Genomic DNA, 12,149 nt, shown 5'->3' with positions numbered 1-12,149 from the left:
AAATAAGATTTAATTTATGTGTTTAGGCAACAGGCACAAGGCAAAGAGTGTTAAAATGTTTTTTAATAACCACAGCCATGCTTTTTTCCAAAGCCCACCGCCCAAAGCCGTTACCTGAAAGCCCAAAGCGCAATCTTAAATTTTATTTTGCCTACTAACTTAAACACCAGTCTTTTTCATTTACTAACGTTTGGCAGCCGCCTCCATAATGGCATTAATAGCCTTGACTTTTTCAGGGTATCTTGAAGCAAAACCACTTGTCCAGATAGTTTTTATGTAATTGCCCACAGAGGTCACAATTTCATTAGCGCGAACTCCTGCACCTACTTTATGATAAGCCGATACTGTACTTAAATTGCGGATACTTGCACTGCCCAAGCGAGTAACTTTGCCCGATTCTTCTATCGAAAGGTTATACGAAGACGCATCTACATCTTTCAATATATCCTGAATTTTGGATAGGTCATCCTTCGTAAAATTAGCCGCCTTTATGTTCGGACGAACAGCAATGACTCTGGTATTTTTAGCGCTTTTCTCTAAAATTGTATTGATTGCCTTTACCTTTTCTGGATACATCGATGCAAACTTGCTAGTCCAAACAGTCTTGACATAATTACCTACTGTAGTAATAATTTCATTGGCGGCATTGGCTACTCCACCAGCCTTATGATACGCCGAAATCGTACTAAGATTTCTGATACTTGCACTACCCAACCTTGTAACCTTTCCGCTGTTTTCTATCGAAACACTGTAGGTTGAAGCATCTGCTCCTTTCAGAATTTCTTCGATTTGTGCTAAATCTTTTTTAGAAAGATTTGCAGATTTTACTTGAGGTGCCTGTGCTATTACAGACATCATTGAGGCGACTATCATCGCAAGAAATAAGGCTATCTTTTTCATTTTTAAATAAAGTTATATGAGAATTATTGGAGGGGTGACATATCTTTCACAAGGCAATTTTGTCTCTATTTTTCTCTCGAAAAAGACAACAAAATTTCTCAACACCATTTATACAAATGGATAAGCCTTGGGGTATTAATAGCCATAAGTTTTCAGTACAAAATCGGTGTATGTCTTAAGATTAACTCTTAAATTTTGTGGTGAAATGAATGGTATCTACAGAAATGATATGCTCAAGAGTAGTGATTAGTATCAGATATGATATGTGTATGGAAGTGGTGTAAACGTAGAAAATTTGATGTATGAAAATTAACGACTCTAGAAGTCATCACCAAATTTAGAAGCGATATTTGAGTAAACGGCTTACACTAAGTTAGCAGTGAATGGTGATTTAGCAGTCTACCAAGGATTGTAGAAATTACCCATTTCGGATATTGGAAGTGTAAGTAATCTTGCATAATAGGCTTGAATAAAGGAGAATTATCTTGTTTTCCTTTATAAAAGCTCTTAGGGAGCTGATGAAAAGATTGGTTTGTGAAAAAATATAATTGATAACGTCAGTTAAGCTCGAATACATTACATCAATTATTTAGATCATAATCAAAATGATATATTGGAAACCTTTTACAAAAAGTAAACGGTCAACTTGAAGGATATTTTCAAATTGACCGTTTTACCTTTACTTATATAACAAATACTTCTTTCTCATTTTTTTGTAATCACTCAGTCCTGGCTCCCACGAGGCTCTGATTTCTTTCTCAGTTTTCCCTTCTTTTAATTGATTTTTAAAATCAGCAACACCAATCAAATAATCTATATTGCCAATTTGTTTGCTCATACTTCTATCAAAAAACTTATCTTTTTCTGGATAGTTATTATACAAATCAATCATCCATTTAAGGTTGATTTGACAAGTTTTTCTTAATTCTTTTGTATCATATTTACGCAAATCTATCCCATAACATAGCTCATCCATATACAGCGGTGACTCGCTCATACCTTTGATGCTGACTGGGGTGTACGAAAAATCGTAGATTCCTTTGTACAATGGACTACCCAATATGGTAAAGGCAAAATATGTTCCCCTTCCATGATTGAGGCGGGTGCCTTCAAACAAACATGTGGAAGGATACAGTAAAATGCTTTGTGGGGTATTCAAATTTGGTGATGGATTGACAGGTAACACATATTCCATATCGTGTTTATAGTTCAAGACCTTCACGATTTTGAGCTTACAGTTTTTTTTCTCAGGCAACCATCCTTCACCATTAATCATTTGAGCAAATTCTGCAATTGTCATACCGTGGGCAATTGGGACAGGAAACTGACCAATACCAGATTTTAGTTTCATATCTAAGATCGGGCCGTCGACTACATAACCGTTGGGATTTGGGCGGTCAAGAATCAATAATTCTTTATTAAATTCGGCACATGACTCCATAACATCTCTTAGGACGTTGATATAGGTATAAAAACGGCAGCCTACATCCTGAATGTCATAAATCATTAAATCAATATCAGCTAAATCCTCTTTTGAAGGCTTGCGTTTTTTGCCATATAAGGAAATAATTTGAATACCTGTAGCAGCGTCTTTTTCATCCGAAACTTTTGTACCATTACTGGCATTTCCTCTAAAGCCGTGCTCTGGGCCAAATACTTTTACGATATTAATACCACGAGTTAAAAGGCTATCGACTAGGTGTTTTTTACCAATTATAGTAGTAGGATTTGCAAGAATACCAATACGCTTTCCTTTAAGATATTCGAAATATTGGTCTGTCTGGTCAGCACCAGTCACTATAGTTTTGGGAGCTTTGGAGGTTGGCTCATTCCAAGCAAATAGAGTCGACGAACCAAGCATAAGCAATACTGAAAGTAAAAATTTCATAGGCTTTCGGATGAAGTAAAATGAAAATTTAAAATTGGGTTTGTAAATAAGTCTCAAACATACGAAGATAAATAAAAAACACTATCCCTTTTTAAGGTTTATCTCTTCCGATAAACCGTTCATTTCCTAATAAAAACTGAATAGCTCTTGCGATATTTCTCTCTCGGCTTTCTTCAGACTTTAGGTTTGCGATATATCTTATTATTTCCTTTTGAAGCGATGGTGAGAGTTTTTCAAATACTTGCTGGGCTTCAGAATTTGAATTTAGTGCCTTCAAAAGGTCAGGATGAATGGCTATTGCTCGACTTTCTTTATCAAATGTAATTTCAATATGTATAACTTCTCCAATTCGTTTGGGCGAATTTTTCAACATAATGGTATTAACGTAAAAACGCCATTCGCCAGCATATTTTACTAAAGTTTGCCGAAACTCCTGTTGGTTCACTTTTCCACAAACGGGAATTGGCCCTTTATCTTTTCCAGCTTGTACGAAAATTTCATCCAAAATTTGTGGTGGTATATCTACATAAGGATTAACGCCAATGATTTTTAATTCAGCTTGAAACGAGTAACCAATAGTCTTCATATTAATCAAAAGCATTATTAAGTTCAGCAATAAAAAGGTTCAAATTTTGCTTAATTGAACGAACCACAGATTGAAATTGATTAATCATCTGACTTCGTGCATGAAGGTCATCCGCAATGTAAATACCCCCTTCTGAAAAGTTCACCGATTTGTTGGCTTTAGTTAGATTCTCATCAAATTGGTACGTTAACCACCTTTCCTTAGTGTTTTGTAATAAAGTTGTTTTGCCTGAATTACTGAATTGCGGTTCGGTAAGCATATACCACACAAAAGGCGATATTTCATGCCGATTTTGGTTCAGCCATACGTTACGTAATAAGTTTCGATTAGTTTTTATTTCAACCTTTTTTCCCTTAGGATTTAAAGTAGCAAATCCTAGACTTGCACCTAATACCCCTGCTCCAATTGCTACGCCATTGTTTAATGATTCATTTGATATTAACACCGTTGCAATACTTGACGCTGCTCCAATTACGATAGAAGCAACTGTCAATTTGGTCGTTTTGCTCAAATTGGAATTATCTACAAAATTAGCAATTTGGTCAATACGCTCACCTTCGCAATCTAGTTCGGCACTGAGAGCATCTATTTCAGAATTAGCCATCCATACTCGGTTATCGATTTGTTGCTTGAGAGTATTCAATCTAACCATCGATTCGAGGCTTTTTTTGTTGGTTTTATTAACTATTTCATGAATCTCATCATTAATTCTCAAGGCATTCATAATAAGAATACTGGACTCTGAAAACTTTGGTTTGAGTGAAATATTAGCTTTCAATACCGAGTCCGAATTAGTAGTAATACCATACCTAAAATCTGTTGTACTCTGTGGAGGAATACAATAGCTTTCTTTGGCAATAGACAGTAAGGTAGCGTTTTTTTGAACCACACATGAAAAGTTCAAAAAAAGCAAACTCAGATACCCAATGACTCGGACGCTTGAAAAAGTTTTCATAACGAAATAACTTCATATTGAGGATATTATTCAACAATGAAGCTAAATATAGGCAAAAAATAAAGGGCTTGCATCGAAATACAAGCCCTTTATTTTGCAAAATCGTAACTTATTTTTTACAATTCAACCAACTTTCTCCAACATCATTTCCACTCACTCTTTTTTCATAAAGAACCAAACTAGTAGAGGTTAAGGTTTGGATTTCTACAGTTGAAACCTCTTTATCAGAAGAGGTCATGGTGATTTTAGTCCCATCTAATTTGTAAGTAAAATTCTCAGTAGTTAGAGGTTGACCTGTATTTGCTGAAGCCGAAACACCTGTACCATCCGAGTTAAATTGAATATAACTATCGGCTGATAAGTTGAACGTGATATCCATTGAGAAAGTACCCGTTGATTTAGATCTTAACGAAGTGATAGTCCATTTGCCAACAACAGTTGCAGGAGCAGGATCATCATTTTTCTTACAAGATGTAACGAACAACAGAAAAAGAATTGGTAAAATTAATTTGATTTTCATAAAAATTTATTTATTAAACATTAGATAGAAACTACAAGCCTAAAACATATTATTCCACAATAATAAAATATAATTTTTCATATAATCTTTATTATTGTGCATTGAATTTATAATCAGATTTTTCTTTGCCGTAAAATTACGACATTTATAAATACAAATTAATTAAACTTATTAAACGGTTATTTTGCTTTCAAAACACTTTCCCAAGTCTGCTTAGAATTTTGAGTCTGTAATCTAGGAGCAAAACTCTCACGAGGTTTTCCATCAACATGATAAAGCCTCTCTGTGGGAATTTGAAAATTAATATTCGTTTCCTTTAAATGAAAACCGTCAATTGCACCTAGCAAACCTGCCATTTTAGTTCCCACAACTATCGGCTTTTTAAAAGAGTCAAAACCTATGGCCATTCCCTCTCCCATACTTCCAGTCCAATGCCCTACCATAACATATAAACGTCCTTTAAATACTTTCTTTCTTGGATATACGTACTCTATCCAGTGACGTTTGGTGTCAAAGTCAGTTTCATCATATTCATGTTGCTGATAACCATAAGGTTTATCAATAAATCTTCCCATAATAGCTCTGGCAACAGTAGAATTGCCACCACTTGGGGTATCAGTCAAATCCAAAATAAGTATTGGAGTCGTTAAAAGTGAATCTAGCGTCTTATCAAAAGCTGCAATTAGGTCATTATTCCATAGACAGTTATTGATTTTTATACAGACTTTTGATGATGATACGCGTTTTACCGTTAATATGGCTGTATCCTTAATAGAACTTTTGTTGTCTAATTCAATCGTTTGTTCTCTACCATTAATCAATACCCCAATACTTCTTTTCTTGTCATGTGTCCCTGCAAATAACATATCAAGAGCAAACTGCTTCATGGCATTCGTGTAGCTGTTGGTAAACCTTGGCAAGAAATTAGAAAGTTGCTCCTTTATTTCCCTACCATTAAATTTGATTACCTCACTACCAATGAATACGCCTGCAAGGTCTGCATTGCTACCTTTTTTCACATCTGTAATCCAAAATTTTCCTTTTATTTCTTCAACATAAAGGTCTTGACCAGATGGAATCAATCTATTAGAGGTATTCAAATTTACATTTAAGGAGGAATGACCGTTGTGGAGTTCAAGCAGCATATTTTCAAGTAATCTTATAAACTCTCTGTCATTTTGAATATTCACAATTTGTGGTTTGTAGATATTTTCTACTTTTTCCCAATCAATATTTTGTTGGTTTAGATAAGCATAGTTTTTATGAATAATATTCGTAAATGACTCAAAGTCTTTTTCATATTTTGTTTGTCCAGCAACACCAGTACATGTAATAGTCAGAATAAATAACAGTAATAATCTAGTCATGAGTGAGAAAATAAAGTTTATTCTCAAAAATAAAATAAATCCAAATTGAAATCTTATTACTTCGTATAAAAGGTCGATTGCTTTGAGAAGTGGTGCTGTACAAAAAAAATGCCAGATTGCTCTGGCAAAAGGTATTTAATTATTGGTTAAAAAGTTCTTTTTGTAAGCGCTCAAAGCCTTTCCATTGGCATGTTCCATCAACTTTTATCATGCTAAAACGTATAGAGTTAAAGACGTAAGTATCAGTCGTTGAACACCCCTTATCTCTAATTGAATTTAAACTTATTAGAAAACTCATAAAGTAATCCATTTCTTTGTTACTCAAGGTATGTGTTTCCTTCAAATCGCCATTATTGGGGTCAAATGGCATTCTGATAGCGCTGGTTTGTGATGTTATCGTTGGGTTAAAATAGAGCCTAGTGATAAATAATTCTTTTTCTTTCGTAATCAACAAAAGCTTTGAGTGAGCGGTATAACAACCATTAGATTGAACCAAAAGAGAAAGTGTTTCTCCTTCTTTGAGATCAAATATGGGATTTCCGAAGTTTACGGTTATGGTATCAGTTTTTATTTTATGATGAATACTGGTGTATGATGCAATTGCATCTTGAAAGTTTAATCCCCAGCAAAAAGTGGTGAAGATAAAGATTAAAATAAGTGGAGTCTTTTTCATAATGAACTATTTTTTTGATAAAGACTCCTGATTTTTTCAAATGTTGCAGGCAACCCGATTTTTTATTCTTTTACTGAAAAAGTCTGTAATTCGCCATAGGTCTTGAAACCAAGTTTTGCATAAATAGGCTCACCCATTACAGAGGCATTCAAAACAGCGATAGAGCATCCTTCGCTTTGGGCTTGTGTCAACAAACGCTCGGTGATTTTGCGTCCTATACCTTTATTTCTACCAGCTGGAAGCGTGCCAATTGTATGTAAACCTGCCACATTGTTAGCATCAATAAAAAGTGTTCCACAACCCAGAACCTCCCCTTCTTCGACATATACAAACGCTTTTACCTGCTCTGATTGATGCAATACATTCGCAAAAACATCGGCATTGAAATGGTATTTAAAAGCTACCGTAGCCACATGTGCATAGGCTAATATTTCGTCTGTGTCTACTACTTGATGTATTTCAGGAGTTTCTTGATAAGGAAACTGGGCGTCGTTTAAAGACATAGCCATATTTTGTAGACCAAAATTAAACTGAAAACGCTCATCATGCTGGATAGTGTGTAAACCAGAGGTGGTAATTCTAGCTGGAAAATTGGCAGTTGGCAAAAGCTCAATAATTGCATCCAATGCCTCAGGAGTGTTTTCTAGCTCAAAAACACGTTTGGGCCAATCAGAGTTTTGAATAGGATTATATTTGAAATAAGGCGTTTGTCTGAGTGACTGATTGAGGCTGCCTACCACAGTCCAATATTCGAATAAGTTTTTGACAATAATATTGTTCATAAAAGCTAAAGAGGATGTTTAATATTTGGTAACAATCTTTTCTTGAATCTAGGAATAATGATAACTTCATTTTCAAGAGAAAGATTCCCTTTAGCTTTTATTCATTATTAATTTTCGAGAGAATAGAAATATTTCAGCACAGCAGTTTCCACCTTGGGATTGATAACAATAGTGTCGTCAAACTGCTCTTTTCGTAACTTTTGATACAAAACAACGACATTTCTTAAGCTTTTTAGTAAATCAGTTTTTGGTAAGTCGGAATTGTCTCAATCAAACTCTGATAATCTAACGCATCTAATTCCATCTCAACTTTTCGAACACCTCTTGGCAAATTACCATTTTTAATATGTATCATTGGCCCCAATACAACCATTCTTAAAAAGCCAAAAAAATCTAAAGCTTCAAGGTGTTCGCCGCGTCCAATTTTGAGTAACGCATAATGTATCCAAGTCCAAAAGCGGTCTTCGATCCACTGATAATCAGGATAAGGAAATTGTGCTTCAGAATCATTAATGGCTTGTTGGAGGGCTCCGTTTTTATCTAATAAAATAAACGGTGTTTCCACTCGAATCTTAAATTCGTCAAGTGTGACAAATTTTAAATCCACATGCAATAAAGGATTGTCATAGAGGCAAATAAGCAAACGAGGTTCACCTACGTGCTCTCCTTTAAACCCAGATAAAAAATTACCCAACGACTCTGCAATAGCAAGCATATTTGGCTTATGAGGCGCTATTTTTTCTTTGGTAACAATCTCCAAATCTAGATCTGAGAATTCATCTATTTGTTGAGCAATCCACGAACCTCCCACGGCTACACCAAGGATACCGTCGTTTTTTTCGAGAATACTTTTAACACGATTAGCAAAATCAATTTGTATCATGGTTTTATATGTTGTGTGGCAAAATATACCAAAAATCCCAACCACTGAGCTTTTGATGCCTTTGTGATTGGGATTTTGGTCATTTATCTATTTCCTATTTTTTACCAAGTCCAATCTAACTGTTCGTAATATGGAATTTTCGACTCTTCACAAATATTCAAAAGTCTTTGCTTTACAGGACGTGCATTGCCAATTCCAACTTTAGGAATGATGATGTGCGAGCTTGACTGGATTTTGGCATAAAAATAATCACTAGTCTCTGTCACATTTTCAATTTGATTATACGCAATAGTGGCGGCACGTTCGCCATCACCCATAAGCATATTATCCATAAAGAACTCACATTCTATTTCTTTTCCAGAACTATTGCCAAAGGTGTTCTGAACATACTTAGTAATTTCATTTTTGTAATACCCTCTCACCAAACGTGGTAAAGCCATAATCACTGCACCACCTACCACAATAGAAATCAATGCTACTGTCAAATGGTTTTGTGTGTACAAATAATACCCAGAAATCGCAGAAACAGCTAAATAGACTCCTAAGATTTTAGAAGGCGAAAACTTAAACAATTTGTTTTCAGAAGCCACAAAAAGCTCGTGTTGAAGGTAGTCTTCTTCTTGAAGTATAAAACGTATGTTCATGGTAAGTTATATTTATTGTGTATTTATTACTTTGTTTTACTGCAAAATAAAATTATATTAAAAGGCTTTTGTTTGTTGGCTTTGAGCACTGGGTAAAAATGTCTTTATGGTCTCCTACAAGAAACATTTTAAACTTTCCATCCTTTGTCCTTGAGCGGATAAAATCAATTTAATTTTGAACATTAGTAAGATTGAATAGATCTGAATAATCAAAATTTACACGCTTCACTCATAACGCAACACTCACATTTAATTGATAAGGCAGCCATCTCCAAATACTTCGCCTCGAAAGCGAATGGGAGTTACGTCTATTCCATCTTTAATAACCACCACTTGGTCCCAACTTCCTTTGGTGTACATATCGGTACTAAAATGAATAGTATCAAAAGGTAGTTTGTCTCCCAAGATATATTTCCTAACAAGCATTTCGGTTTTGTCAGACGATGAAGATTTATAAAATTTCCCTCTCAAAATATAGGTATTTCGATCAACAATAAAGGGTTTGGCATTTTTAGTAATTTGACCTGTATTGGTATTAAAATCGATTTCGTTGAATTCAAATGTTGCGAGTGAAAAAGTTGAATCATTTTTTGCCAAATCAAAATCCTCAAGCGCCCATTTAACTTGCTGACCAGTGCGTGTAACATTACAGGAATCTTTGACTAAATCTGATAAGTTATAACTCATCACTTGTTTGCCTTCATGAAAAAAACGAAGTGCTATTTTTTTAGTTAATTTTCCTCCCGAAATTAAATCATCCATCACAACCACATTTTTGCCATCGTTGGTTATAAATACAGACATGGCCGCGAAGCCTTTCTCTGGAATTGAATACAATAGATTCCCTTTTGAATCTGTCATATTCCAATTATTTTTCTTCAATTTAAGAGTAAATTGTTCATTTCTCGATCGCACAAGCGTTTGATTTCTAGGCTCATCAGCCCAAGCATTTCCGATAGTAAGACCGATAAAAAAGAGCGTAAAAAGAATATTTTTCATTCGTAATTTTGGATAATAATTGCTGAATTTTCTGAACGAATATACAAATTTGTTTGAATTTTGCTCTTTAATACGTCAAACCAACCTTAAAAAATATTCATTTTATCATAAGTTTTATCTAATTTCAAAACTAAGACATTTTAATTAATTTGTACCCCTATCTATGAAACTATTTTTTTAGTTACATTTTTAAACATTTAGTTTGAACAAAAAAAAGTCCTCTCAAAATATGAGAGAACTCTTATAAAAAATCGTAAAATGTAACTTTATTAAAAAATAAAATCAATCCCAAACGCCATTTCCTGTTGTAAGGATAAGCGGTGCGCCATCGGTTACTACAATTGTATGTTCGTGCTGAGTCATGTATCCTCCTTTGTTTCCTACCATCGTCCATCCGTCTGAAAGAGTTTGGGCAATGGTAGAATGAGTAGAAATAAAAGTCTCGATAGCTACTACTGAGTTTCGCTTAAATTTCTCGTAATTGAGACGATTTTTATAGTTCAGAATCTCATGAGGAGGCTCATGCAATCTTCTACCAACGCCATGTCCTGCCAAGTTTTTGATTACTTTGTATCCTCTTTTTTTAGACTCTTTTTCAATCATTTCACCAATATCAGCAATCCTAACACCTTCTTTGATATGTTCGATGGCTATTTTCAGAATTTCTTTTGATGCATTTACAAGAGGTTGATGATTGTGCACATCCTCTCCTACTACAAACGAACAGCCGTTATCAGAGTAATATCCGCCCAGTTCGGCCGACACATCGATATTGATAAGCTCGCCCTCACGCAAAATCCTTTTATCTGAAGGGATTCCGTGACAAAACTCCTTGTCGATACTAATACAAGCCCAGCCTGGAAATTTATATGTTGCATAAGGCGCAGATTTTGCACCATAGGATTTTAGTACCTCCGCACCAAAATCATCCAATTCTTTGGTTGACATACCAACTTTGGCATATTCACACATCTTTTTGAGTGTTATGGCAACCACTTCACTAATTTTCTTAATACCAACTAATTCTGATTCATTTTTGATGAGCATGTTAATTGCTTGTTGTTTTGATTTGGTAAAACTCGCTAGATAACTAAGCTTCCAAAGGAAAACCCGTTATTCAAATACAAAATTACTTTAAAAATCTGAAAGTAACAGAGCTATTCCCAAACCAAGCAAGAATTGATGCTCATAGTCATGGTTGCTTAAACTCCAAATTGTTTTAAATGATGGTCTAGATGTTTATAAAACATATTATTCCATTCAGTCTTATTTAATTTTCCGAATGAATGTGATTCCTTTTGGTCAAAAAAGTCCTCTCCTTGTTGTTGGGTTTGAGAAATAAAATTGATAAGTCTATTTTTTTCAGTCTCAAAGTCCTTTTGTTCTGTAATAATAAAAGCTGGAGCTGTTTTTAAACTTTGCTTATATGGCACTTCATTTACTACAAAATTTTTCACAAATGATTTCAAAAAGAATTTAAGTAGGAAATTAGGCTTAGGATGCTTGTCTTCATAAACTAATTCATAAGTTACACAGCAGTGTGCGAGCATTTGAGAAACGCTCATTTTACCCCATAATGGTTGTGAATCTTTATGAAGTGTATTAATTCTTTGAATAACTTCTTTCGAAACTTTTGAGGTAAAAATATTGGGTAAAGCCATAATGAGATTGGAATAAATCAAATGAGGTTTTTTTGATAAAAATAGGAAATACTTTACATATAGTAAAGAAAATCAAACACTTATACAATAGCAGAATAAGGTATTACACAAAATTCCCTCTATTTTGAGCGTGAACAACTACGACAGATAAATTGAGATTCAAGCAATTACTCATCTCTCATATAAGTTATTTTATAACCGCTTAACCTTATTATATCTCGACCATCTATGATTTTCACTTTCGTAAATCCTATTTCTCTATCTTTAAAATAAAAACCAAAACACCTCTTG

The 12,149-nt window shown here is 34.4% G+C and carries 13 protein-coding genes; all 13 read right to left on the bottom strand.

What is annotated here, in order from left to right:
• Positions 1-183: 183 nt before the first annotated feature.
• Positions 184-900 carry a hypothetical protein gene (locus QM491_RS09175; protein ID WP_283327206.1) on the bottom strand — a complete coding sequence of 239 codons (717 nt, stop codon included), beginning with the start codon at positions 898-900 and terminating at the stop codon, positions 184-186.
• 679 nt (positions 901-1,579) lie between these two features.
• Positions 1,580-2,761, bottom strand: coding sequence for an exo-beta-N-acetylmuramidase NamZ family protein (locus QM491_RS09170; RefSeq protein ID WP_283327328.1), 1,182 nt, complete (start codon positions 2,759-2,761; stop codon positions 1,580-1,582).
• 118 nt (positions 2,762-2,879) lie between these two features.
• On the bottom strand, positions 2,880-3,374 hold the full coding sequence (locus tag QM491_RS09165; protein WP_283327205.1) for a YdeI/OmpD-associated family protein: 495 nt from the start codon (positions 3,372-3,374) through the stop codon (positions 2,880-2,882).
• A 1-nt stretch (position 3,375) separates the two neighbouring features.
• Positions 3,376-4,329 carry a hypothetical protein gene (locus tag QM491_RS09160; protein WP_283327204.1) on the bottom strand — a complete coding sequence of 318 codons (954 nt, stop codon included), beginning with the start codon at positions 4,327-4,329 and terminating at the stop codon, positions 3,376-3,378.
• Between the two features lie 109 nt (positions 4,330-4,438).
• Positions 4,439-4,849: a lipocalin-like domain-containing protein gene (locus tag QM491_RS09155; RefSeq protein ID WP_283327203.1), complete on the bottom strand. Its 411-nt coding sequence runs from the start codon at positions 4,847-4,849 to the stop codon at positions 4,439-4,441.
• 179 nt (positions 4,850-5,028) lie between these two features.
• Complete coding sequence (locus QM491_RS09150; RefSeq protein WP_283327202.1) at positions 5,029-6,216, bottom strand: S41 family peptidase; 1,188 nt, start codon at positions 6,214-6,216, stop codon at positions 5,029-5,031.
• A 139-nt stretch (positions 6,217-6,355) separates the two neighbouring features.
• Positions 6,356-6,889, bottom strand: a complete 534-nt coding sequence (locus QM491_RS09145; protein ID WP_283327201.1) for a hypothetical protein — start codon at positions 6,887-6,889, stop codon at positions 6,356-6,358.
• A 62-nt stretch (positions 6,890-6,951) separates the two neighbouring features.
• A complete protein-coding gene (locus QM491_RS09140) occupies positions 6,952-7,671 on the bottom strand; it encodes a GNAT family N-acetyltransferase (RefSeq protein WP_283327200.1) in 720 nt (239 codons plus the stop codon).
• Positions 7,672-7,903: 232 nt separating this feature from the next.
• Positions 7,904-8,554, bottom strand: coding sequence for a nucleotidyltransferase domain-containing protein (locus QM491_RS09135; RefSeq protein ID WP_283327199.1), 651 nt, complete (start codon positions 8,552-8,554; stop codon positions 7,904-7,906).
• Between the two features lie 101 nt (positions 8,555-8,655).
• On the bottom strand, positions 8,656-9,198 hold the full coding sequence (locus QM491_RS09130) for a YcxB family protein (RefSeq protein WP_283327198.1): 543 nt from the start codon (positions 9,196-9,198) through the stop codon (positions 8,656-8,658).
• 249 nt (positions 9,199-9,447) lie between these two features.
• Positions 9,448-10,197 (bottom strand): hypothetical protein, encoded by a 750-nt coding sequence (locus QM491_RS09125; protein WP_283327197.1) that lies wholly within the window; start codon positions 10,195-10,197, stop codon positions 9,448-9,450.
• A 282-nt stretch (positions 10,198-10,479) separates the two neighbouring features.
• Positions 10,480-11,244, bottom strand: a complete 765-nt coding sequence (gene map, locus QM491_RS09120; RefSeq protein ID WP_283327196.1) for a type I methionyl aminopeptidase — start codon at positions 11,242-11,244, stop codon at positions 10,480-10,482.
• Between the two features lie 155 nt (positions 11,245-11,399).
• A complete protein-coding gene (locus tag QM491_RS09115) occupies positions 11,400-11,858 on the bottom strand; it encodes a DUF1569 domain-containing protein (protein ID WP_283327195.1) in 459 nt (152 codons plus the stop codon).
• Between the last annotated feature and the right edge of the window lie 291 nt (positions 11,859-12,149).

The organism is Flectobacillus longus, from assembly GCF_030056705.1.
GTDB classification, from domain to species: domain Bacteria; phylum Bacteroidota; class Bacteroidia; order Cytophagales; family Spirosomataceae; genus Flectobacillus; species Flectobacillus longus.
Note: the sequence above shows the minus strand (reverse complement) of the source record. Positions and strands in the feature narration are given on the sequence as shown.

Excerpts from the sequence above, each read along its gene's own strand:
- QM491_RS09140 (WP_283327200.1), bottom strand. The coding sequence starts at position 7,671 with ATGAACAATATTATTGTCAAAAACTTATTCGAATATTGGACTGTGGTA.
- QM491_RS09170 (WP_283327328.1), bottom strand. The coding sequence starts at position 2,761 with ATGCTTGGTTCGTCGACTCTATTTGCTTGGAATGAGCCAACCTCCAAA.
- QM491_RS09155 (WP_283327203.1), bottom strand. The coding sequence starts at position 4,849 with ATGAAAATCAAATTAATTTTACCAATTCTTTTTCTGTTGTTCGTTACA.
- QM491_RS09150 (WP_283327202.1), bottom strand. The coding sequence starts at position 6,216 with ATGACTAGATTATTACTGTTATTTATTCTGACTATTACATGTACTGGT.
- QM491_RS09175 (WP_283327206.1), bottom strand. The coding sequence starts at position 900 with ATGAAAAAGATAGCCTTATTTCTTGCGATGATAGTCGCCTCAATGATG.
- map (WP_283327196.1), bottom strand. The coding sequence starts at position 11,244 with ATGCTCATCAAAAATGAATCAGAATTAGTTGGTATTAAGAAAATTAGT.
- QM491_RS09165 (WP_283327205.1), bottom strand. The coding sequence starts at position 3,374 with ATGAAGACTATTGGTTACTCGTTTCAAGCTGAATTAAAAATCATTGGC.
- QM491_RS09130 (WP_283327198.1), bottom strand. The coding sequence starts at position 9,198 with ATGAACATACGTTTTATACTTCAAGAAGAAGACTACCTTCAACACGAG.
- QM491_RS09125 (WP_283327197.1), bottom strand. The coding sequence starts at position 10,197 with ATGAAAAATATTCTTTTTACGCTCTTTTTTATCGGTCTTACTATCGGA.
- QM491_RS09115 (WP_283327195.1), bottom strand. The coding sequence starts at position 11,858 with ATGGCTTTACCCAATATTTTTACCTCAAAAGTTTCGAAAGAAGTTATT.
- QM491_RS09160 (WP_283327204.1), bottom strand. The coding sequence starts at position 4,329 with ATGAAAACTTTTTCAAGCGTCCGAGTCATTGGGTATCTGAGTTTGCTT.
- QM491_RS09135 (WP_283327199.1), bottom strand. The coding sequence starts at position 8,554 with ATGATACAAATTGATTTTGCTAATCGTGTTAAAAGTATTCTCGAAAAA.
- QM491_RS09145 (WP_283327201.1), bottom strand. The coding sequence starts at position 6,889 with ATGAAAAAGACTCCACTTATTTTAATCTTTATCTTCACCACTTTTTGC.